22 protein-coding genes are annotated in these 21518 nt (G+C 45.6%); 12 read left to right on the top strand and 10 right to left on the bottom strand.

Translation table 11 applies throughout. The features are described 5' to 3' along the window. Positions 1 to 59: 59 nt before the first annotated feature. Entirely contained in the window at positions 60 to 371 is a 312-nt protein-coding gene (locus tag J4227_06325) for a PadR family transcriptional regulator (GenBank protein ID MBS3110116.1), read from the top strand. On the opposite strand, the gene J4227_06320 is transcribed toward J4227_06325, so the two are convergent. Beyond that, positions 372 to 1499 (bottom strand): class I SAM-dependent RNA methyltransferase, encoded by a 1128-nt coding sequence (locus J4227_06320; GenBank protein ID MBS3110115.1) that lies wholly within the window; start codon positions 1497 to 1499, stop codon positions 372 to 374. A 715-nt stretch (positions 1500 to 2214) separates the two neighbouring features. On the opposite strand from J4227_06320, the gene J4227_06315 reads away from it, so the two are divergent. The 3 genes from J4227_06315 (at position 2215) to ppsA (ending at position 6038) form a co-directional block, all read left to right on the top strand. After that, positions 2215 to 2931: an HIT domain-containing protein gene (locus J4227_06315; GenBank protein MBS3110114.1), complete on the top strand. Its 717-nt coding sequence runs from the start codon at positions 2215 to 2217 to the stop codon at positions 2929 to 2931. Further along, positions 2928 to 3542: an HIT domain-containing protein gene (locus J4227_06310; protein MBS3110113.1), complete on the top strand. Its 615-nt coding sequence runs from the start codon at positions 2928 to 2930 to the stop codon at positions 3540 to 3542. The genes J4227_06315 and J4227_06310 overlap by 4 nt, the downstream gene beginning before the upstream one ends. Positions 3543 to 3611: 69 nt before the next feature. Next, entirely contained in the window at positions 3612 to 6038 is a 2427-nt protein-coding gene (gene ppsA, locus J4227_06305; GenBank protein ID MBS3110112.1) for a phosphoenolpyruvate synthase, read from the top strand. On the opposite strand, the gene J4227_06300 is transcribed toward ppsA, so the two are convergent. Beyond that, positions 6039 to 6506 carry a hypothetical protein gene (locus J4227_06300; protein ID MBS3110111.1) on the bottom strand — a complete coding sequence of 156 codons (468 nt, stop codon included), beginning with the start codon at positions 6504 to 6506 and terminating at the stop codon, positions 6039 to 6041. A gap of 85 nt (positions 6507 to 6591) precedes the next feature. Between J4227_06300 and J4227_06295 the strand changes: the two genes are divergently transcribed. Together J4227_06295 and J4227_06290 are read left to right on the top strand one after the other, a co-directional pair. After that, positions 6592 to 7362 (top strand): helix-turn-helix domain-containing protein, encoded by a 771-nt coding sequence (locus tag J4227_06295; GenBank protein ID MBS3110110.1) that lies wholly within the window; start codon positions 6592 to 6594, stop codon positions 7360 to 7362. A gap of 43 nt (positions 7363 to 7405) precedes the next feature. Further along, on the top strand, positions 7406 to 7669 hold the full coding sequence (locus J4227_06290) for a hypothetical protein (GenBank protein ID MBS3110109.1): 264 nt from the start codon (positions 7406 to 7408) through the stop codon (positions 7667 to 7669). Here J4227_06290 and J4227_06285 read toward each other — a convergent pair. Further along, positions 7661 to 8080: a type II toxin-antitoxin system VapC family toxin gene (locus J4227_06285; GenBank protein MBS3110108.1), complete on the bottom strand. Its 420-nt coding sequence runs from the start codon at positions 8078 to 8080 to the stop codon at positions 7661 to 7663. The two genes, J4227_06290 and J4227_06285, sit on opposite strands and share 9 nt — an antisense overlap. A 169-nt stretch (positions 8081 to 8249) precedes the next feature. On the opposite strand from J4227_06285, the gene gap reads away from it, so the two are divergent. Then, complete coding sequence (gene gap / locus J4227_06280; GenBank protein ID MBS3110107.1) at positions 8250 to 9245, top strand: type I glyceraldehyde-3-phosphate dehydrogenase; 996 nt, start codon at positions 8250 to 8252, stop codon at positions 9243 to 9245. A 158-nt stretch (positions 9246 to 9403) separates the two neighbouring features. Here the strand turns inward: gap and J4227_06275 are convergent, their stop codons facing one another. Next, positions 9404 to 10072, bottom strand: a complete 669-nt coding sequence (locus J4227_06275; protein ID MBS3110106.1) for a trypsin-like peptidase domain-containing protein — start codon at positions 10070 to 10072, stop codon at positions 9404 to 9406. A 276-nt stretch (positions 10073 to 10348) separates the two neighbouring features. Here J4227_06275 and J4227_06270 point away from each other — a divergent pair, with 276 nt between their 5' ends. The 4 genes from J4227_06270 to J4227_06255 all read left to right on the top strand — a co-directional run bounded on the left by J4227_06270 (position 10349) and on the right by J4227_06255 (position 12492). Beyond that, complete coding sequence (locus tag J4227_06270) at positions 10349 to 11200, top strand: hypothetical protein (protein ID MBS3110105.1); 852 nt, start codon at positions 10349 to 10351, stop codon at positions 11198 to 11200. 36 nt (positions 11201 to 11236) lie between these two features. Further along, complete coding sequence (locus J4227_06265; GenBank protein ID MBS3110104.1) at positions 11237 to 11614, top strand: hypothetical protein; 378 nt, start codon at positions 11237 to 11239, stop codon at positions 11612 to 11614. Positions 11615 to 11698: 84 nt separating this feature from the next. After that, on the top strand, positions 11699 to 12079 hold the full coding sequence (locus tag J4227_06260; GenBank protein MBS3110103.1) for a hypothetical protein: 381 nt from the start codon (positions 11699 to 11701) through the stop codon (positions 12077 to 12079). Positions 12080 to 12120: 41 nt separating this feature from the next. Further along, complete coding sequence (locus J4227_06255; protein ID MBS3110102.1) at positions 12121 to 12492, top strand: hypothetical protein; 372 nt, start codon at positions 12121 to 12123, stop codon at positions 12490 to 12492. A gap of 87 nt (positions 12493 to 12579) precedes the next feature. On the opposite strand, the gene J4227_06250 is transcribed toward J4227_06255, so the two are convergent. The 6 genes from J4227_06250 to J4227_06225 all read right to left on the bottom strand — a co-directional run bounded on the left by J4227_06250 (position 12580) and on the right by J4227_06225 (position 20079). Continuing rightward, a complete protein-coding gene (locus J4227_06250) occupies positions 12580 to 13431 on the bottom strand; it encodes a DUF58 domain-containing protein (GenBank protein ID MBS3110101.1) in 852 nt (283 codons plus the stop codon). A gap of 3 nt (positions 13432 to 13434) precedes the next feature. Beyond that, complete coding sequence (locus tag J4227_06245; GenBank protein ID MBS3110100.1) at positions 13435 to 14403, bottom strand: MoxR family ATPase; 969 nt, start codon at positions 14401 to 14403, stop codon at positions 13435 to 13437. 85 nt (positions 14404 to 14488) lie between these two features. Then, on the bottom strand, positions 14489 to 15238 hold the full coding sequence (locus J4227_06240; protein MBS3110099.1) for a hypothetical protein: 750 nt from the start codon (positions 15236 to 15238) through the stop codon (positions 14489 to 14491). Next, on the bottom strand, positions 15223 to 15726 hold the full coding sequence (locus J4227_06235; protein MBS3110098.1) for a hypothetical protein: 504 nt from the start codon (positions 15724 to 15726) through the stop codon (positions 15223 to 15225). The genes J4227_06240 and J4227_06235 overlap by 16 nt, the downstream gene beginning before the upstream one ends. A gap of 28 nt (positions 15727 to 15754) precedes the next feature. Beyond that, on the bottom strand, positions 15755 to 18280 hold the full coding sequence (locus tag J4227_06230; protein ID MBS3110097.1) for a VWA domain-containing protein: 2526 nt from the start codon (positions 18278 to 18280) through the stop codon (positions 15755 to 15757). After that, the gene (locus J4227_06225; protein MBS3110096.1) at positions 18280 to 20079 is read right to left on the bottom strand and encodes a BatA and WFA domain-containing protein; all 1800 of its coding nucleotides are present in this window, start codon (positions 20077 to 20079) and stop codon (positions 18280 to 18282) included. The genes J4227_06230 and J4227_06225 overlap by 1 nt, the downstream gene beginning before the upstream one ends. A gap of 257 nt (positions 20080 to 20336) precedes the next feature. On the opposite strand from J4227_06225, the gene J4227_06220 reads away from it, so the two are divergent. Further along, positions 20337 to 21509: a phosphoglycerate kinase gene (locus J4227_06220; GenBank protein ID MBS3110095.1), complete on the top strand. Its 1173-nt coding sequence runs from the start codon at positions 20337 to 20339 to the stop codon at positions 21507 to 21509. The last annotated feature ends 9 nt before the right edge of the window (positions 21510 to 21518 follow it).

Below are 21518 nucleotides of genomic sequence, written 5' to 3'. Positions count from 1 at the left end.
TAAAGTTATCGGATATGCGATAGTAAGGTTTATATACACTGCTAAGTTGAGAGGGCATAATGAAAGCCGGCCACTGCGACATGAAGGGTTATTTGTCTTTCCTGATACTTTGGATGCTGAATAAGGGGAAAATGACAGGGGCTGAGCTGGCCATGGAGCTGCAGAAGAGGAAAGGGAGCAGGCCAAGCCCGGGCACTATCTATCCTGCGCTTAAGGAATTGAGGGATAAGGGATTGGTTGAATGCAACAAGAAAAAAGAATACTCCCTGTCCAAGAGGGGGAAAAAAGAGCTGGAGATCAGCCTGAATGCATTCTTTGGGATTTTTTCTGATGTCGACGAGATGCGAAGCTGCTGCTCCGGAAGGCCATGATCAGTTTTTCAGCCCAAGCTCTACAATAGCCTCGGCATGGTTTGTCTGCGGGAACATGTCAAACATTGCTGCTGATTTCACGGAATAATTCTTCAGCCTCGGCAGCTCCTTGCCCAGCTGCAGCGGATTGCAGGAGATATAGATGATTGCCTCAGGCTTGAGTTCATTCAGCGAATCCAATGCTCGAATATCCATGCCTGACCTTGGCGGGTCGGTAATAGCGAACAATGGCCCGGATACGGTTAACTTTTTTAGGCTCCTGAGGTCCATGGCAATTGCCTTCGCATTTTTGACTGCGTTTTCCTCGATATTTTTTTCAGCGCAGGCTATTGACCTTGAAGAGAAGTCAATTATCGTAACTTTCCTGAACAGGCTGCTGTTGATGATGCCAAATGTGCCGACGCCGCCGTATAAGTCCAGCAGCGCTGCCTTTGACGTCATGGAAGTGCCATATGCAGCAAGCTTTTCATTGCAGTACTTTTGCATCTGCTCAGCCATCTGGTGGTTATTCTGGAAGAATCCTTCAATAGGGTAGCAGAATTTCCTTCCGAGATAGTTTTGCGCCAGGTATTCATTTCCCTTTGCAACAAAAAAGTTTTCATCATTTGGCTCCCGGAAATCTTTGTTGTTGGGATCCACATAAAATACGGCGATATTGCCAGCCTGGCTTCCCCGTGCATATTCCTCAATCTTCTCAACAGCTTCTTTTAGCCGGGGTGAATTGTCATTGAGGACAAAGCAGACTCCGTTTCCCTCTGCAGCGGCGCGCACTATTGCGCTGATGAAAGTTCCCTGGCCTGACCTCAGGCTGTAGTTGTCATTATCCTTAAAATGCAGGTTGAGTTCCATGAGTATCTTATTGACTTCCGGCTGGGCAATCGGGCACTTATCCACTACCAAAATTTCGGAAGCGTGCCCTTTTTCCCGCAAGCCAATGCCATTGCGCCTGAAAAAAAAATCCTGTCGATTCCTGTAGCCATATCCCTCTCCGCTGAAAACTTGGATATCTTCAAAATTAATCACATGCCTTATGAGTTCAGCTTTCTGCTTAAGCTGAATCTCAGTTTCCAGGTGCTGAAGGTTGCAGCCCCCGCATTTGCCATAATATTCACATAAGGGTTTTGCCATAAGCATTCTGCAGGGGGTTATCAGCACTAGTATAACAATTTTGACAGAAAATAAGCAATTGGATAAAGGTCATATAATTAATGCCTATGCTGATAAAAAACAAAAACAGCCCCATGCATATGGATTTTTCCGGCTTAGACTCCCCAGAGTGTTCTTAAGACAGCTACACTGGAGGGATCATCGCGCAGATATGCGCCATACACCAACAGGAGCGTTATCAGCGCTCTCTGTATCACCAACTTTGTTTGTTCATTCATTTTTGCGGACTTTGGCTATAAAATTGATATGGACAGGCTTTTTAGGCCTGCCCATCTCGACTGGTATTGCAGTTTCTTGCGCCTAAGGAACATTAGGTTACTGGACGGCTCTGCCTGGCCGCTTGGGAATGCCGCAAACCTGCGGCGAGGAGTAAAGGAGTAGGAAGGCTCCCCTGGCGTGGGTTGAATGGGGGTGGATTCGGGTCAGAAGTTAGAATCTGCTAGGGGGGAGCCCGCCATTAACGTGAGTTAGTGATGTTGGACTTGATTTCCTTACAATATATTAAAAGCATAACTAGTATATAAATGTTACGTTTTTGTATACTGGTTTACTTAATTCACTAGTTTCTATTTATAAAGGAATATATAACATGCTACTGCAAAGTAAGGAAAATTAAAATTCCACTGTGCCGATGCATTAGGCAAATTTTATATAATAATAAGCAATGAATTCTTCCATGGAACAGAATTTGGCTTCTCTTACAGAGGAAGACCTGAAAAACATGACACCTGACCAGCTTCGCGAGCTGCAGAGAAAAAACTGCATTTTCTGCCAGATTATTTCGGGCAAGGTGCAATCCAAGAAAGTCTTTGAGGATGAAAAGTCAATTGCAATCCTGGACATTAACCCGGCCAATCCAGGCCACGTCCTTCTCATGCCTAAAGAACATGCGACAATTATGCCGCAGATCAGTGACATTGATATCGGATATTTGTTCCTGGTTGCAAAAAGCCTGTCCAAGTCGGGCTTAAAGGCATTGAAAGCTGAAGGCTCGAATATCTTTGTGGCAAATGGTATTGCAGCTGGCCAGAAATCGCCGCATTTCATGATACACATCATCCCGAGAAAGGCAAATGATGGCATAGCAGGGTTTGGCCTTCTGAGAAGAAAAATGGCAAAGGAGGAATTGCAGGCTGTGCAGCAGGCTATCCTGAAAAGGTCTAAGGAATCCATGCCAGGCAACAAGGCTGAGCTGATTCTTTCTCTTGAAGCGCCGAAGGAGCCAGAGAAATTGGAGGCCAAAGAGCAGCCTCCTGCAATAAAGTTTGACAAGCAAAAGCCGAAGCCTTCTGTTGAAATCAGGCCTGCTGAAGAAACAAAGGGGCCTGAACAATCAGATGATGAGGGCTCAATAGACCTGGATGATATTGCGCGGGTGCTTGGAAGAAAATGAGCAGCGAAAATGCAGCCTGCATGGTGTGCCAGGCGGTTGCCAGCGGAACGGGAATGGCGGTCTATGAGGACGATGAGGTAGTTGCCTACCTGGATGAGAATCCTGCTGCCTATGGCCATTTGGCTGTTATCCCAAAATCACATCACCCAATTATTGAAGAAACGCCTGATTACCTTGTCAACCATGTATTCCAGGTTGTGAACAAGCTGAGCGTTGTTGTATTTGAGGAGCTGAAGGTTCAGGGCACGAACATTTTGGTAAGCAACGGGATTGCTGCTGGCCAGGACCTTCCGCATTTCATGGTCAATATAATCCCGAGGACTGAAGGTGATGGCCTGAATTTCCAATGGCAGGCAAAGCATCTCAGCGAAGAGGAGATGTCAACAGTTGAGATAGTGCTCAAGGAGCAGTCTGCAAGCATCGGCGCATTTGAGCTCAAGAAAAAGGATGAGGCAATTGTGCTCGGCAAGCCTGAGGAGATTATTTCGAGCGCCAAAGAGAGGAAAAAAGAGCCCAAGGCTGAAGAGAAGAAAGAGGAAAAGGCTGATGAGCCTCAGGCAGAGACAGAAGAAGAGAATTACCTGATAAGGCATTTGAGAAGGATTGCATAATTTTTTCCTATATCAAAAAATATATATATGACCGATTAATATAAATCAGCTAAAAAGAGGTGTACTGTCGTGGTAGACAAGGAGAGCGCATTTATTCTATGGTTCGACCAGGTAGGCATTGAAGACGTCAAATACGTCGGCGGAAAGAATGCCAGCCTCGGCGAGATGTATCGAAACCTTGTTCCCAGGGGAGTCAATATCCCAAACGGCTTCTCTGTTACTGCCCGGGCCTACCATTACCTGCTGGAAAAGGCAGGCATAAAGGATGATATAAGGAGAATCCTTGGCAGCCTGAAAAAAGGGGATATTGTCGGCCTCAGGCAAAGGGGCAAGCAGGTCAGGAACCTAATCCTAAAAACAAAATTCCCTGAAGAGCTTGAAAATGCTATAAAAGAAGGGTATTATCATTTGCAGCTGCAATATGGAAAGGGAGTTGATGTTGCAGTGCGCAGCTCTGCCACTGCAGAAGACCTGCCTGATGCAAGCTTTGCCGGGCAGCAGGAAACCTACCTGAATATTACCGGAGACGAATTATTGCTTGATGCCTGCAAAAAATGCTTTGCCTCCCTCTTCACTGACAGGGCAATCAGCTACAGGATGGACAAGGGCTTTGACCATTTCTCTATCGGCCTGAGCATTGGCGTGCAGAAGATGGTCAGGAGCGATTTGGCATGCTCGGGAGTCATGTTCTCAATTGACACGGAATCGGGGTTCAAGGACGTTGTCTTTGTCACAGCATCCTATGGCCTTGGCGAGAATATTGTCCAGGGAGCTGTCAATCCGGATGAATATTATGTTTTCAAGCCAACTTACCGCATGGGATTCAGGTCCATAATCTCAAAAGAGGTTGGCTCAAAAAAAATCAGGATGGTTTATTCTTCAGAGCTTGGCAAGGATGGCAAGATGACCAAGAACAAGGTTGTGCCATTGAAGGAAAGGGCCAGGTTTGTCCTTACAAATGATGAGATACTGAAATTGGCGAGCTGGGCCATGACAATTGAGGACCATTACAGCTGGAAGGCTGGCTATTACAAGCCAATGGACATGGAATGGGCCAAGGACGGCCAGACCGGGCAGTTGTTTATTGTCCAGGCACGGCCTGAAACCATCCACGCAACAAAAGACAGGAACAAGATACAGAAATGGATTTTGAAAGGCAATGGCAGTGTGCTTGCGCAGGGCAAAAGCGTAGGTGAAAAGATTGCCTCCGGCGATGTCCAGGTCATACGCGAAGCAAGGCACCTTAGCAAGTTCAAGGAAGGCAACATACTTGTGACTGAAATGACTGACCCTGATTGGGAGCCAATCATGAAGATCGCCTCCGGCATCATAACTGAAAGGGGTGGCCGGACATGCCATGCTGCCATAGTCTCAAGGGAATTGGGCATTCCCTGCTCAGTCGGCACATCCGATGCAATCAAGATTCTTGAGAATGAAAAGGCAATTACACTGGACTGCTCCAAAGGTGAAGATGCCTATGTGTACAAGGGCGCTATACCTTTTGTAATTGAGCAGATGGACCTCAAGGACCTGCCTCGCACAAGGACAAAGATAATGATGAATGTTGGCTCACCTGCCCAGGCCCTTGATGAAAGCTTCATTCCAAATGATGGTGTTGGGCTGGCAAGGGAGGAATTTATAATTAATTCACATATCAAAATACACCCAAAGGCATTGCTTGATTTCAGCAAGCTCAAGGACAGGAAGCTGAAAAAGCAGATTGCCAAGCTGACTGAAAGCTATGAGGACAAGGCACAGTATTTTGTGGACAAGCTGGCTGAGGGTGTAGGGGTTATCGCTGCTGCATTCTACCCAAATGATGTCATTGTCAGGTTCAGCGATTTCAAGACAAATGAATACAGGAATTTGATTGGTGGTACGCTTTATGAGCCAGTTGAGGACAACCCAATGTTGGGCTGGCGAGGGGCCTCGAGATATTATTCTGAGGATTTCAAGGATGCATTTGCCCTTGAATGCAAGGCAATGCTGAAGGCAAGGAATGAATTTGGCCTGCGGAACCTGAAATTGATGATTCCTGTCTGCAGGACAGTTGCCGAAGGAAGAAAAGTCCTGGCTGAGATGGAAAAGAACGGCCTGAAAAGGGGGGAAAATGGCCTTGAGGTTTATGTCATGTGCGAAGTGCCATCTAATGTCATACTTGCCGAGGAATTTGCTGAAATCTTTGATGGGTTCTCAATAGGTTCGAACGATTTGACGCAATTGACGCTTGCTGTTGACAGGGATTCTGAGCTGGTTGCCCACATTTATGATGAGAGAAATGATGCAGTCAAGAAATTAATCTCCCAAGTCATAAAGATTGCCAGGGACAAGAACAGGAAAATAGGCATTTGCGGCCAGGCCCCGTCAGATTATCCTGAGTTTGCAGAGTTCTTGGTCGAGCAGGGCATAAACAGCATCTCATTGAATCCTGACACAGTTGTCAAGGCCAGGCTGAGGATTTTCCAGAAGGAAAAGCAACTGGGCTGGCACGGATAATTAATTAGCTTGCGCAACTCTTGAGTATTCTGGCTTCAGGCTTTTGCTGGAGAGGGCAGCAGAAATGCCCTTGTAGATGCCCATGGCTATGTTTCTTGCCAGGCTTTCAATGGACGGCACAATTTTTCCGATTGGCTTCTTGATTAATGTGACATACAATGACCGGAAAGCCAGCACCGGCAACCGGATATAATTGAAGTACATTCTTATGTAAGGCATGGCCGGGCCGATTATCGGCAAGGCTGCCCAGTTTATCGGCAGGGCATAGAAAAGGCCGATTGATGCTGCACTTGCGGCAATTGATGCCAGTGTATACTTGTTCGTCTGGTAAAAATCTCCGTTGTCAACCCCTTTTTCTCTAAGGTACTTCAGCTGGAATGGTTGGGATCTGCCGCCTATCCGTATGTAGTCCATCAGGCTTTCTTTTGTTTCTGGTGTAGATGGCTCTGCAATGTCATCTATGCTCATCCCCACTTATGCTATTCTCCCCTTAATAAGAATTTGTCGTCATTTTTACGACAACTTTAAAAAGCATGCCTGATTTGTTGGCTGGATGGTAGAATCAGCATTGTATCAGCTTGGGCTTGGAAAAAATGAAATTAAGGTTTATTTGGCACTGCTGAAACTTGGTGAAAGCGGTGCCACTAATCTGGCCGAGGAGTGCGGATTATACAGGCCTTATGTCTATGACACGCTGCGGAAGCTCATTGACAGGGGATTGGTCAGCTCTGTGAAGAAATCAGGCAAGAAATATTTCATTGCCTCCCATCCAAAGCAGTTTTATTCCCTTCTTGACAGCAGGATGGACAGCCTGAAGAATGCCATGCCTGAGCTGGAAAAAATGTACAAGGACAGGGGCCAAAATTATACCATTGAGGTTTTTGAGGGCAAGGAAGGGCTAAGGGCCATTTATGAACAGGGCTTTGCAGAGGCCCTTGCCGGCAGGATAAAGGAATATTATGCAATAAGCATAACCCCTAAAAGCAATGTTTTGCTGAAATACTATATTCCATACCTGCTCAGGAAGATAAAGAAGTTTGACCTGGCAAAAGGCGTCGACATAAGGACGCTTGCCAATTATGACCTGAAGGACAAGCCATTTTACATCAAGGATTTTCTCGGGGAAAAAGTTGTCAGGTACCTTCCCAAGGAATTGAAGATGGAAGCCCAGTTCATGGTTGCCGGCGACAAGTTCATACTCAGCTCTGCGCATGACAGGAAATTTTTCATAAGGATCCAGAACCAGGCAATTGCCGACTCCTTCAAGCGCATTTTTCGCCTGATGTGGGATGCATGCAGGGAGAGTAAGAAGAGAGGGGCATAAAACCATAACATTTAAATATTACTTTGTCTTACTTAAGCTTACCATGGAATCTATAACAATTAAGGTTGAAAATGGTCTGTCACAGGAAATTGACAAAGCCATGAAGCAATATTACAGCACAAAGACAGAGTTCATCAGGGAAGCCATCAGAGACAAGTTAATCTCCATAAAAAAAGAGAAAGTTATTGAAGAATTGAGAAAGCATTTCGGCAAGGCAAAAGTCAAGACTAGCGAAAATGAGGAAAGGATCATTAGGGAGGCTGTTGGCAAGAATTTTGCCAGAAAATATGGTGTAAATCTAAAGTAATTCTTCCGGCTTTTTTATTTCAACAATGTTGGAGAGCTCTTGGAAATGCTTGTCTCTTGTAACCATTATAGCTTTATAATCCCTGGCCAAGATTGCGTGCAATACATCGCCAAAAGCCACCTTTTTCTTTTTGCACAATAAAACGGCTTCATTTGCCTGTTCCCTGGAGATATCTGCCTTGACTAAAATCCCCTTCATTCTTACAAAGGAAAAAATATTATCAATTTCCTGTTGCGCATATTTGATATTAAGCTCCTCAACTACTAAATCAGAGTATAGGATTGTTCCCTTTTCATGGATGGTTTTGTTTAACAGTTCTAAAGCCCATTCTCCCAAAGGACGGAACTTGTCTGACCTGTTCTCGTAATAATCCCTCCAAATTGATGTATCTAAGTATAACTTTTGAGCCATTTGACAATTCGCATGGATTTTTGCTTAAATTGGTTATGCCTCCAAAATATATATTATTTCGGCAATCTAACATGTTTTTTCGAAAGCTCCGGACAAAAGAAGACCAAAAAGCATATAAATCGCCGTTAATCCCCTCCTCCATAATAATTAACTAAAAAGGGTGGTGCGCATGGCGATTAGGGTTGCGATAAATGGCTTTGGAAGGATAGGCAGGCTTGTTTGCAGGGTTGGGATAAATGATTCTGCAATTGACATTGTTGCAATAAATGACTTGACTGACACCAGGACATTGGCCCATCTTTTCAAGTATGATTCTGTTCACAGGAAGTTTGACGGCGCTGTTGAATTTTCTGCTGACTCGATTTCCATAGACGGCAAGAAGATTAAAGTACTGAATGAGAAGGATCCTGCCAACCTTCCGTGGAAGGCAATGGACATTGATGTGGTAATTGAATGCACTGGGATATTCACCGAGCGCGCGGGTGCCGCCAAGCATTTAACTGCTGGCGCAAAAAAAGTCCTGATTTCTGCCCCCTCAAAGGATCCGGATCTTACCGTTGTAAAAGGTGTAAATGAAACTGACTATGACAGGAACAAGCACAACATTATCTCAAATGCATCATGCACTACAAACTGCCTTGCGCCCGTTGTCAAGGTTCTGCATGACAATTTTACCGTGGAAAAAGGTTTCATGTGCACAGTGCATGCATATACAGCAGACCAAAGGCTGGTTGATGCCCCACACAAGGATTTCAGGCGGGCAAGAAGCGCAGCAGTGAGCATTGTCCCGACAACAACAGGCGCTGCCAAGACCGTTGGCCAGGTATTGCCGGACTTGAAAGGCAAATTGGACGGCATTGCCACAAGGGTGCCTGTTGCAGACGGCTCATTGACATACTTCACAGCTACCGTGAAGAAGAGTACTACAGCTGAAGAGGTTAATAAGCTGTTCAAGTCCGTTGCCAAGAATGAGCTGAAAGGCATTTTGGAATACACAGAGGACGAGCCTGTTTCGGCAGACATCATCGGCAATCCGCATTCGTCCATCTTCGATGCCCCGCTGACCAAGGTAATTGACGGAAATCTGGTTCAGGTCGTTGCCTGGTATGACAATGAATGGGGGTATAGTTGTAGAACCATTGACATAGCTAAAATGTTGCTGTGAGGTCAGACATGCTATTGGATTTTGATTTGCTCCTAATGGTTCCAATACCCATTAGTTTATTCATTACTCTATTTTTTCTATTTTAACTATAATTAACATTTTTATCTTGAAAAAATTCTGGAAACAAATAAAAACACCGATAATTGTCAACACTTGATTCATACATACTTTGAAAGCTGGGCATATATGGGAGGCACTTTGGAGGATATTGAAAAATTGTCCTTTGCGCCGATGTCCCCTATATACAGTTCATATTCCCCGAGCAAAATCCCAACGAGTTCATTTCCCAGGTTAAATATTGGAGCACCGCTGTCTCCTCCCTTGGATTTATGCGAAGTTAGGAATTCCTGCTTTTTCGCCAGTGTATAAAATCCCAGATAAGGGCACGGAATGATTTTGCCATTTTGAACCAGTAAGAGTGGTTTATCACCTGGCTCGATGATAGTTATTAGCTGCAGTGGAGTTCCCAGGCTGAAAGAGTCTTGTTTAGGAATAATCAGTTGCGATGTCATATTGGAATCATTAAAATCCGCTTGAATGACAGCCAAGTCCTGGTGTTCAAGATATTCACTTATGCCGACAACCTTATATCTCTCGATTGTTTGATTGCCAAGACGATAGATGCCCTCTATCCCTATATGTGAGGGGGAATAGCGAAGCACATGGCCAGCGGTTAGCACGTGGCCTTCCCTATTCAGCAGGATTCCGTGGCCCACATGAACTGAGGGGGAACCATCTCTGCCTGAAGAAGTCACTTTGACAGTACGGGCTTTAATGTCTCTTAAAAAATCCTTATCCAGTTTTTCGACTTTGGCAACGCCTTCCATATATTCGATGTTATTTCACATAATTTAAAAGCCTTTCCAATAGTTACTACTTGAAAGTTAGTATATTAAGAAGATTTATACTTTCTTTTATCGCAGCATTGCAGTTGGAGGTCGATCCGCAATGGTGCAAACATTTGTGGGATTTTACTTTCAACGCTAAGACCTGATTCATAGTGGTAGAGAGGGGAGGAATTGTTTATAACTGGATTTCTTTTTACCCATTCCACAGTAATAAAAAAACATAAATTTAAATAGTATGAGGTGGACTTCAATCCCATGTACAATCCGGGCCCAGTTCAAAAAAATGAAACACAATCTTTGTATCACGCAGCTGCAGACAAGGCAGCAATAATTCTGGCTGGCGCAGCAGCTCTTGTTGCGCTGCATTGCAGTGATGGAAAATCACCCGGCTTGGCCAGCACGGTGCCAAAAGAAGACACCACAACAGTTGAACATAAATTAAACAATCTCGCCTGGGCCATGAGGGACTTGGATTTTACATTAAAGGTTGACTTGGAGAATGCAGTCGAAAATAATGAGGCGCTAAGGCCGTTTTATGACTCCATTTTGGCAAATGCAAATGTGAGGGAAGAATGGGGGCAAGGGAAAGATTCGCCATGGCAAATGCATTATTATGACAAGAAAAGTGACCGTACTGTTGCCATAGGATTTAGGTTTGGAGATTCCCCTTATCTTTATACAAGGGTTTTCAAGGGAAATGTTGAGCCAGAAGCAAATGAAACAGGCCTTTATAGAGAGCTCACGGGCTCATCTGATAAAAACTTGCTTCTTTCAATTTGGGATTATGCACCGCGAGGCCTTGATTTTGAAGGCAACAGAAGCAACATGAAAATAGAAGGAGACAGGGTTTATCTTGGAGATTCCTCTCTAGTTTATGATCTATTGCACAAGCCTTTGCAATGGGAAAATGATGAGTTGAAGCGCGTCTATTCAGAGAGTCTTGACGACGCAGCAGCAGCTGCAAGCAGTGAAAACAACAAGATTAAGGGAGCTATCAAAAGAGCCCTTGAAAATAAGGCCGCCGGAAAGGCTGGACTTATAAAGAAAGAACAGGATAGATTAACGATTCCCTTGAAAAGGGCATTGGGCCAAAAAAGAGGGAATTAAATTCAGCTATAAAATGTTTTGATGAGGAAAATCACAATGGCATACGAACCAGTTCAACTAAGGAAAGATTACAATTTGACAGTTACAGCACCGGAAGGCAATGCCAACACAGTTATAGTGCACGGGCTTAAATCAGGCCATTGGCATAAGATTGAGGACATGAGAGAATTTCTTGCCGAACTGGCGCAGTTAGGAAAGCGCAATGCTGTGATTGACCTTTCTATTTTTTATGGCGGGGACAAAAAGATCAGGCTTGCTTATCTCGACGAAGTGGCCAAGCGGGCAGGATTTAATGTCAGGTACACAGGAATCTCTGATGTAGATGCCGCAGCAGGCTTTAACAGCCATGAGGTTGTGTTTCAAGGCAGGATAGAGCCAACAATCGAAGATGCTGTGAAAAAGTTAACACAATAATTATTTAGGAATTTCCCCGAGCTTGCTTTGGCCGCCGAAAGTCTCTGCCAAAGAGTTATAAATCGCCATCGCCCAAAGGATAAAATGCAATACGTGCCAATTAACCTCAGCAAACAATACAACCTGCCTGTGTCAGCGCCGCCTGGCCAGGACAGCACTGCTATCATACAGGGATTCGATGCCTCCCACGGCTTTGGGGAAATGAGGGAAATTCTAACGGACTTAATGCACATGGGCAAGCATAATGTGATTATTGACCTTTCCCATTGCCCCCCTGAAACAAAAAGGATTACAATGGCTTATCTTGAAGGATTGGTAGTGACTCCCGGATTCAATGCAATGTATACCGGCGTTTCTGAACGGGAGGCCGCAACTGGATTCGGCAATTTGGACCAGGTTTTCAATGGCAAAATTGAGCCAACCATTGACCACGCCGTGAGAAGGATTGAGCTCAGGTCAGACTAGCTGGGCAAGATTTTATAAAGAACCGCCAAATAATTCCTGCTATGCTCTATAATATTATGCAAATGGATGTGCCTTTGCATGACCTGGTAGTTTTCAGGCCGTTAAGGCAGAAAGCCACTGCAGTGATTGAAGGGATGGATGAAAGCTATGACTTGAATGCATTGCCGCCGGTCCTGCAGGACCTGATGCGCGCAGGCATTCAGAACGTTGTTGTTGATCTTTCCAAATTTTCATCGGACAAAAAAAGGCCAGCCTTGCCTGTAATCTATTGTATGGCAGGCATGTTGAGTCTGAATGTCGGGTATTCCGGAATTGCTGCAAAAGAGATAGAAGCTTATGATGCTGGAATAAATGGATTGTGGCTACAGCACTCGAGCCAGACAATAGATGATGCCGTTAGAAGATTTAGGTGAGGAATAGTATTGGCCCTGCTGTCTATGGAAGATGCCAAGGGTGGCGGCGTTGGGAATATTGGCTTTTCTTGAATGGATTAATGTTTTTTATCTCAATATCTTCGCAAACACGTCGAAAACAGGAGTGTCTGTTGTCACAGAAATGAATTTTGCGTTCAATTTCGCGCACACATTCTCCACTTCCTGGCTGTGCTCCATCAGTCTTCCCTTGTATTTCTCCCTCAATCTCCTGGAAACAAATGTCCGAAGCAGCAGGTTCGTCTCTGCATCATGCAGCACCAAATCGCCCGTCAGGTCCAGTTCCTTTTCCATTGGGTCCAGTACCTGGATGACCTTTAGTTCATGCTTCTTGAACTGCGGCAATATCTCTTTCAGCTCGGCAGAATCTATCAGCAAATCTGATATTATCACCACGAGGCTCCTGCTGCTGATGAATTTCTTGTACGCCTGCATTGCATCGCCGATTTTTGTCTTTCCCGTTATCTTGTGGTTGTTCAGGTATTGCAGCAATTCCATCATCTGCTGGGTGCCCTTGCGCGGCCTGAGCGGCTCCAGCTTGTCCGAAAAAAGGGAAAAGACGAATTTCTCATTGTTTTTCAGCGCCATGTAGGCAAATCCCAGGCCAATCATCGCGGCATACTCGAATTTTTTTATGTCCTTGCCATAATTCATGCTGGCAGAGCCGTCAATGATGATATGCACGGTCAGGTTCCGCTCTTCCTCATACCTTTTTATGTAGAAATTCTCAGTCCTTGCATAGACATTCCAGTCCAGGGTCCTGAAGTCATCGCCTGCCACATATTCCTTGTGGTCCTTGAACACCAATCCCCTGCCATACTCCCTGGATTCGCGCGGGCCTGAATAGCTTGATGTGACCTTTTTCTTGATAATCAGCTGGAATTTGTCCAGCTGCCTCAGAAAATCTGTTTTGATGGCCATTATTTACCTTTTTTTCTCAATCAGGTCCTTGATAATGTCATCTGTTGTCTTGCCTTGCCTTTCGGTTTCAAAGTTCAGGATTAACCTGTGCCTCAGCACCGGATAGGCCATTGCCTCAATGTCATTCTGGCTGACGAATTTCCTGCCGTCCAGCAATGCCCTTGCCTTTGCCGCGAGTATCAGCCCAATGGATGCCCTTGGCGACGCGCCGTACTCAATTGCTTCCTTCCACTTTCTTGTGTTTGTCACAATGTCAACTGCCCTTTTCTTGATGTCATTGGCAATCGGCACCTGCCTTGTCAGGTTCTGAAGAAGCAAAAGGGAATTCTTGCTCAGCAATGGCTTGACACTTGGCATTTCAATGTCTTTTGTGTACCTTTCAACAATCTCAATTTCCTCGTCATATGAGGGATAATCGACTTTAATCTTGAGCAAGAACCTGTCTGTCTGCGCTTCGGGCAGGGGATACGTGCCTTCCTGCTCAATCGGGTTTTGCGTTGCAAGCACAAAGAACGGCCTTTCCAGGGGGAAAGTCTGGTTGCCGACTGTCACCTGCTTTTCCTGCATTGCTTCAAGCAGGGCTGACTGTGTTTTTGGCGTTGCCCTGTTCAGCTCGTCTGCCAGCACTATGTTCGCAAAAATCGGGCCCGGCTGGAACTTGAAGACTTTTTTGCCATTGTTGTCCTCGATAACATAGGTTCCTGTGATATCCGATGGCATCAGGTCAGGCGTGGATTGGATTCTCTTGAACTTGAGGTCCAGCACCTTTGAAATTGTGCTGATTGTCAGGGTTTTCCCCAGGCCAGGGTAGCTCTCCAGCAGCGCATTGGCGTCGCACAGGATGGCTATCAGTACCTGGTCCACCACTTCAGTCTGCCCGACAATGATTTTCGAAATCTCGCCATGGACACTTTTGAATGTATCCTTGAGCTTGTCTATGTTCTTTACCCTTTCCAGATCCTTGTCTGTCATATTTCCTTCCTCCAAGTCAGTTTTTCATTAACTATGTCCCTTATTTATGTTATAATATAAATTTTTTGATGATTTGCCCTGAAAATCATTTCTTGATGCTCGCAAAGTAATTCCTGACAATGATTTGCTGTTCCCTTGGGATATTCTCCTCGTAGCTTTTTTCCTGCGCGGCAAAGACCTCCACGGGGAAATCGCTCCTGAACTCCTTTTTCTTGGCCTCGTCTATCTTGTTGATGTTAATCTCATAGCTCAGGGGATTCAGCTTGATGTCCACAGGGTTGCTGCCGATTTTTGGCACAGGAGTTTTGTCTCCGTAAATGTCAGAAAGGCTGCCTTCTGTGGCTATTGGATTGAGATTCCCGTAAAGAAGCTTGTTCAGGTCAAATAAATGGAATTGTGTAGCTGAAACATAGACTGTCAGGATAGCAAGGACCACTATGCCAATAAGCTTGCCGACCACGTTGCCTGTGTTCATCAATGAGCTGCTGCTGACCTTTCTCATTTTGTCAACCAGTTCCATGTTAAGCGCCCTGACGACAAAATTATCCCTGCTTGCATTGTCTGCCGCTGTCCTCAGCATTTCCCTCACCACAGGATTCCTTTCCTCGACTGTCTTCAGCCTGAACTGGCGAATCCTGTACCACATGAGCACAAACAGGGCAAGGATAGCAGGCGCAAGCGCATAAAAATTCCTTAGGTTGAGCAGGCTCAGCACCATGAAAACGCCAAGAAAGACAAGGGTTGCATCCAGGAAACTTTCAAGTATCACTACCTTAAAGACTTCACCGCGCAATTCCTTTATTATCTTGACTATTGGGTTCATGGTCCCTGGCATGCGTCCAGCTGTGCCTGGAGGCTGTCCCGCTGGTTCTTCAATGATTTTACCTGTGTATTCAATGAGTCAATTGTTTCCTGCTTGTTCTGGATATCTATCTTGGCAGCATTGTACTGGCTTGTTGTTTCAGTCAGCATCTGGGATGTGTCGAACAGCATTGTTTTGGTCGCAGACAGCTGCTGCTCGGTTTCCACAAGTGTGTCATTGAGCTGGTCAGCAAGGTCTTTCTTGACTGTGTAAACCTTGCGCAGGTCTGCCTTTTCCTGCTCTGTGATTGCATTTGTCCTGTTCAGCTGGGCCATTGCATCAGTGTACAATTGCTTGTATTTTGCCAGCTCTTCGCTTGTCTGCTTTAATTCATCCGTTGTGCTGCTGTATTTTCCTGTAAGACCTGAAAATATGTCCTGGAAATAGACAGTGCCTGCGGCAATTATGCCAACCACAAGTATTATCAGGAATAACAGCATAATGTTCACATTTTTGTTCATGAAAGTGTCGCCCAAATTCATCACCTGTTCAGTCCTTTCTTGTCTGCTCCTCCACTCTTCTCGCTAGGACTTCAATCAAAAATAAGATCATTGCGGCCACAATAAATGGCCAGGATACTTTCTTCTTCTGTATGTCAACCCTTTCGCTCCGTTTGCTGACGAAATCTATGATTCCCTGTGCGTCGCCGGGTTTAAATAATTTTCCTTCGCTGGCCAGCGCCACGTCCTCAAGCTGGGGGTTGAGCCTGAGCTCAGTATACTCCGGCCTGTAATTTGTTGCATATATATTGTTCGCCAGGGTCCCAAAGCCAAGCTGCTCTGGCTTAAAGGTTGCAGAATAGACATTCTCCTCAATCTTGTAGAAATCAAGGCCTTCTGCAACAGGGTATTTGGATGACTTGACCAGGATTTCATTCTGCTCGCCTTCAATGCCATCTGCTATCTGCGTGTAATAATCCAGCTTTCTTTCTGGGTCCCCGATGCCCCAGTTCATGATTCTTGATATGAGCATTGAATTGTCCTGGTTGAGGATTTGGCCAGCCCAGGCAGTGCCGTCATCTGTCCCCAGCACGGCAACCCTCCCAAGTCCATATCTCCATACCGCAAGCAGCGGCTCGCCCAGGCTTGTTGTCATAAGAAGCCTTGCATTGGCTTTCGGGATTATTTGGTTATAGCCGGTGATTTTTGCAGTTGGGTCAATGGCTTCTGTGATGAAATGATACCTGTTGAGGACCATAATGCTTCTTGTGTCGCCTTCCTCGCTTGTTTCTTTTTGCTCCTGCTTTCCAAACAAAAGCCTCATCCTGTCAGAATCTGACGGAGGGAAATAGATTCCGCCTGTCCTTTCTGCCAAAACCCGAAGCGCCCTTTCAGCACCTTCAAATGTGTAGGTTATATCGCCCAGTTTTGTCTTGGTTGTCATTGTGGAATAAAGCACAATGTTCTGCTTTTCCAGCAGTTCGACAGCATAATCCAGGTATGAGCCAGTGAGATAGTCAAAGTATTGGCCATCGCTGTACAGGAAAATCCATTTCTTGCCGCTTACGCCCTCCAGAAGCTTTGTTGCGCCGGTTATGCCTGCCACAATATTGCTGCACGTCCTGACATTTGAGCAGCTTGATGCAGGGTAAAACTTGAGCCTCTGTATCTTGTCCTGGATATCAGCTATGTGGTCAGGTGTCATCTTGTTCATGCCTGACACTGTGTAATACTGCTCAGCAAAGGCAACAACGCCGACATTGTCATTGAGCCTGAACTGGTCCATGACATTGAGAGAATGCGCCTTGGACAGGCCAAGCGAATCAAAGCCTTCCTGGCCTTCTGAAACATCAATGATGACAACTGCATTGAGGTCTGGGCGAGGCTGCTTTTCGCCAGCTCCTATGTTAACCGGAAGCAGGGACAGCAGGTCGCTTCCCTTGTACTTGCCATATTCAAAGCTGTTGTCGCCTCCGAACACGACAAGCCCGTTGCCATCATTGACAAAATCACCGAGCCTTTGTATTTCTGATGAGGTAAATGATGTGGCCGGCATGTCATTGATAACCACAGTATAGAATTCATCCAGCTTTGCAGGCAGCCTGTCCATCTTTTCAACATCGTACAGCTTCGTGAATATTTGCTCAAGAGGCGATGTCTTTTTGGACAAAAGCAGGACCTTTGGCTTGGGGACGGATTTGACTGTTTTGTAGTACTTGTTGTTGATTGGGAAATAATCATCCACTGCTATGGATGCTTCAATCCTGTGCTGGCCATCATCCAGTTTTGGCCTGATTGCCATGATTTTGGTTTCGTCCTCAGTTGTAATTTTGCCTGGATAGGGCTGGCCGTCTATTGTGACCTTTGGCTCAAAATTCTCAGCAAATCCCTTTGAAGATTTGACAGTAATCAGGTATTCAGCTTCTGAATGCGATAGAACCTTGCTTGGCCCGTCAATTGTAATTGAATAATCATTTTCTGCAGGAAGTATTTGTATGCTGCTTATGCTTGCATTTAAGTCAGAGGCCAGGAGAGCTGCATCGCCAATGTCCGAGCCGGCATTGGCATTTCCATCTGTTACCAGCAGGATGTTCCTGTTCTTGCCGAGATTGGTCAGTATGCCATCCCCTATGTTTGACCTCGAGCCCGAGCCTACTGTGGCCACCTTAACCGGAATCTGCTGTTCCAGCTCAGCTTGCAGGCCTGGCACGAATGAAGTGTCATACAGCTGCATTGAATCTGACTTGTCCACAATTATTGTGATGCTCCTTTCGCCAAAGATTTTCTCCTTTACATTGAGTATTGGGCCGGCAAGGGCAATTACAAGCAGGAGGAAGATTATTGTCCTGCTGATGAATATCAGAATCCTGTAAATCCACATCCTGCGCTGGACCTTTACATCCTTTACCTTGTTTTTTTCCTGGAGGAGCACAAAAGACTTCCTAAGGAAAAACACGAAGATCAGCATTATCGGGACAAGGTACCACAGCCTTTCCGGGTGCTCGAATTCCACGCCATAAAGCAGTATGCTGTTCCAGTAGCCTGTAAACAGCCCGAACATTTCATCAAAAGGCATTACAGGTCACCCCTGATTTTTATGTAAAGGAATTCAAGGAAAAGGAAGATAATGGCCGCAACCACAAAGTAGGCATCAAGAGGTATTTGGGACAATGCCCTGAAAGTCAGCTCATCTGTTGCGCCGCCAAGCTCAGTTTCATCTATGGCCTTGCCAACATCTGACTCCTTGTCATTGAGCAGATTGACCGCTATGTTTCTTCCACCAACCTGCACAAACCCTGCTGTTTCCAGCCGCTTGCCTGCAAGCGTCTGCCCTGTGCGATAATTCAGGGTTTGCAAAGTGTCCATGTTGATTAATGAGGAAATCATATTGTTCCAGAACAGGGGGTAAGTCAGCGAGGACTTGAACTCGGACTTGTCATCATCAACGTTGTAAAATATGACTTTTCCGTCCTTCTGGGTTGAATATGCAATCAATGTTGAATTGTCGGTGTCTGATGTTGCAATGGCAACTGCGCCCTGCTTGGGGACGGCGCGATGATTGTACACCACATGGCCAAAATCCACATCCTTTGTAAAGCTGTTGAACTGCTCAACCTTGACATATCCCTCCCCGTTCTGCGGGGAAAGGTCAACTGGCATGAAACCCTGCAAATCAAAGTCAGAGATATCCTGCTGGCCCACTATGATCAAGACTGCGCCAGTTTGCAGCCCTTCTGAGATTTTCCTCATGGTTTCCGGTAGCAGAAGCTCCTTGCTGACACCCTGCAATATGTAGATATCATGATTGACATTTGGGACAATTGGCGGGACTGCAGTGTCAATTTCGTTGTTGGGATTGGCGGCAAATGCGTAATACAGGTTCGTCTTCTGGTTCAGGTTTGAGATGAACAGGACTTTTGTTTTCTGCGCATCAGGCGCGCTTATATATGCGGTGTTGTCTGTTTCAAAGTCATCCTTGGTGGATATTTTGAGAGTGCTGTCGCCTGACGGAAGCGGAAAGGAAAGGCTGCCAACTGATTTTCCCTTGACGGTCAAGGGCTGTTCTACGCCGCTAAGGCTTACGGTCATGTGCTCATCTGAATCCTTGTAGTTCTTGATAAAGACCACAGAATTTTTTTCATCGAGCGTCAGGTCGATTATGCCCACATTGCTTGCCGCTCCCCCGACGTCCACAAAATCAACCTTGATTTCCTTGGATTCCAGGACCTTTTTGGCAGACAATGGGTCAGTTTCGCTGTTTATGAAATCGCTCATCACTATTATCCTGCCTTTTTTATTCTCCAGCTGGTCTGCTGCAAAGAATATGGCATCGCCAAGGTTGGTTGCTGTGTCTTTTGCTGTTGCCTGGCCGAGCAGCTTGCTCGCATCCCCTCGCGACCCTCCTTTCAGCACAAGCTCAGGGATGTCAGATGCGAATACAATGGTGTTCCTGTCTGTCAAATAGCCTGAGATTTTTTCCTTGGCAACATCAATGCGCATTCGTGCGCCTGAAAGTGTCTTCATGCTGCCGGAGATGTCCATGACAAGCACAGTGTCCTCTGCAGTTACATCCTTCTGCGCATACATATATGGCATGCCCGCGGCAGAAGCGAGGATGAGTAAAGTGAAAAGCTGCAAAAAGAAGAGCAGTTCATTCAGCAACTTGCGGAAAAAGGTATTGTCAAGGAATGCCTCATCCTTTGTGAGGATAAACATTAAAGAGGGAATGACCTTGTCTTTTGGCTTTGGCCTGATAAGGTAGAATACTATGAGCGGAAGCACAGCCAGCACGGCATAAAGCCCTGAGGGGTTAAGAAAATATTTCTCCAGGTGCAGCCCTGCAAAAAAGCTGGTTATTGCGCTCACATCTGCCATTTCATTTCCACCACAGTCTGATACACTAATTCAACTATCCAATACACTAATCCAACGATGCAACGCTGAATTCCTATTGAATCCTGTCCGCTCAGGCCGAGTAACGGTAATTTGTTTAGGCATGCAGTATATATATTTTGTGGCGAGAAATGTATGCTAGTTTATGGCATCCTGATTATGCTTAATTGAATTGCAACGAGCCTGCGCATGCCTTCACCATGACAACCTTTTTATAATAATTATTATTCTCGCCATTCATGGCTTTTCGCACTTTGGAGGATTTTGATTTTTCTGGCAAACGGGTCCTTGTAAGGGTTGGAATGGATGTGCCGGTTGACAAGGAAGGCAATATTACCAATGCCAAGAGAATAAAGGAGGCTCTGCCAACCCTGCAATATCTTTTGGACCATGAGGCAAAGCAAATAGTCATAATCAACCACATGGGAAGGCCCAAAGGCAGGGATGATGTGCACCTTAACCATGATGCCCTGGCTAAGAGCATCTCCGAGCACCTTAATATTGAAGTGAAGAAGCTGGATGACTGCATTGACATTGACCTTCCTGAAGACAGGGTTGTTCTGCTGGAAAACCTCAGGTTTCACAAGGAAGAGGCTGGCAATGATGAGGAGTTCGCAGAAAAGCTTGCAAGCTATGGCGATATATTTGTGAATGACGCCTTTTCTGTTTCGCACAGGGCCCAGGCAAGCGTGGTTGGCATCACAAAATTCATCCCATCATGCGCCGGATTGCTGTTGGAGAGAGAGATCACAGTGATGGGCAGTGCATTGGACAACCCGGCAAGGCCGTTCATTGTCATCCTTGGCGGGGCAAAAATTTCAGACAAGCTGGAATTGATCCAAAACCTTTTGCCGCGCGTTGACAGGCTCCTGCTTGGCGGTGCCATGATATTCACTTTCTACAAGTCATTGGGCATTGAAGTTGGCAAAAGCCTGGTTGAGGACAATATGGTTACCCAGGTCATGGAGCTGCTTGGCAACAAAAAAATAGTGCTTCCCGATGATATTGTTGTTGGAGACAAATTTGAGGAAAGCGCGGAAGCCAAGGTTGTTGATGTCAGGGGAATCGGCGATTGGATTGGGATGGACATTGGCCCAAAGACTGTTGAAAATTACCAAAAAATCCTGGCAAATGCAAAAACAGTTGTATGGAACGGGCCAATGGGAGTATTCGAATTCGAAAAGTTTTCCCACGGCACAGTTGGCCTTGCAAAATACCTGGCAGGGCTTCACGGCGCAGCAGTCATTGTTGGCGGCGGAGACAGCGCATCAGCCATTGAGAAAACCGGATTGCAGGACAAATTCACGCATATTTCAACTGGAGGCGGCGCATCGCTTGAGTTTCTTGAAGGAAAGGACCTCCCGGGCATAAAAGCTCTTGAAGAAAATTCTGAAAATTTTGAAATTGGTTGATTAATAGGT

The organism is Candidatus Woesearchaeota archaeon (assembly GCA_018303405.1).
GTDB lineage: Archaea > Nanobdellota > Nanobdellia > Woesearchaeales > JABMPP01 > JAGVYD01.
Note: the sequence above shows the minus strand (reverse complement) of the source record. Positions and strands in the feature narration are given on the sequence as shown.

Bases quoted from the DNA above. Each gene is read 5' to 3' on its own strand.
- J4227_06295 (MBS3110110.1), top strand. From the start codon at position 6,592: ATGGTAGAATCAGCATTGTATCAGCTTGGGCTTGGAAAAAATGAAATT.
- J4227_06255 (MBS3110102.1), top strand. From the start codon at position 12,121: ATGCTCTATAATATTATGCAAATGGATGTGCCTTTGCATGACCTGGTA.
- J4227_06250 (MBS3110101.1), bottom strand. From the start codon at position 13,431: ATGGCCATCAAAACAGATTTTCTGAGGCAGCTGGACAAATTCCAGCTG.
- J4227_06220 (MBS3110095.1), top strand. From the start codon at position 20,337: ATGGCTTTTCGCACTTTGGAGGATTTTGATTTTTCTGGCAAACGGGTC.
- J4227_06260 (MBS3110103.1), top strand. From the start codon at position 11,699: ATGCAATACGTGCCAATTAACCTCAGCAAACAATACAACCTGCCTGTG.
- J4227_06265 (MBS3110104.1), top strand. From the start codon at position 11,237: ATGGCATACGAACCAGTTCAACTAAGGAAAGATTACAATTTGACAGTT.
- J4227_06245 (MBS3110100.1), bottom strand. From the start codon at position 14,403: ATGACAGACAAGGATCTGGAAAGGGTAAAGAACATAGACAAGCTCAAG.
- J4227_06270 (MBS3110105.1), top strand. From the start codon at position 10,349: ATGTACAATCCGGGCCCAGTTCAAAAAAATGAAACACAATCTTTGTAT.
- J4227_06275 (MBS3110106.1), bottom strand. From the start codon at position 10,072: ATGGAAGGCGTTGCCAAAGTCGAAAAACTGGATAAGGATTTTTTAAGA.
- J4227_06235 (MBS3110098.1), bottom strand. From the start codon at position 15,726: ATGAACAAAAATGTGAACATTATGCTGTTATTCCTGATAATACTTGTG.
- J4227_06320 (MBS3110115.1), bottom strand. From the start codon at position 1,499: ATGGCAAAACCCTTATGTGAATATTATGGCAAATGCGGGGGCTGCAAC.
- J4227_06290 (MBS3110109.1), top strand. From the start codon at position 7,406: ATGGAATCTATAACAATTAAGGTTGAAAATGGTCTGTCACAGGAAATT.
- gap (MBS3110107.1), top strand. From the start codon at position 8,250: ATGGCGATTAGGGTTGCGATAAATGGCTTTGGAAGGATAGGCAGGCTT.
- J4227_06285 (MBS3110108.1), bottom strand. From the start codon at position 8,080: ATGGCTCAAAAGTTATACTTAGATACATCAATTTGGAGGGATTATTAC.
- J4227_06315 (MBS3110114.1), top strand. From the start codon at position 2,215: ATGGAACAGAATTTGGCTTCTCTTACAGAGGAAGACCTGAAAAACATG.
- J4227_06300 (MBS3110111.1), bottom strand. From the start codon at position 6,506: ATGAGCATAGATGACATTGCAGAGCCATCTACACCAGAAACAAAAGAA.
- J4227_06240 (MBS3110099.1), bottom strand. From the start codon at position 15,238: ATGCCAGGGACCATGAACCCAATAGTCAAGATAATAAAGGAATTGCGC.
- J4227_06325 (MBS3110116.1), top strand. From the start codon at position 60: ATGAAAGCCGGCCACTGCGACATGAAGGGTTATTTGTCTTTCCTGATA.
- J4227_06310 (MBS3110113.1), top strand. From the start codon at position 2,928: ATGAGCAGCGAAAATGCAGCCTGCATGGTGTGCCAGGCGGTTGCCAGC.
- J4227_06230 (MBS3110097.1), bottom strand. From the start codon at position 18,280: ATGCCTTTTGATGAAATGTTCGGGCTGTTTACAGGCTACTGGAACAGC.
- J4227_06225 (MBS3110096.1), bottom strand. From the start codon at position 20,079: ATGGCAGATGTGAGCGCAATAACCAGCTTTTTTGCAGGGCTGCACCTG.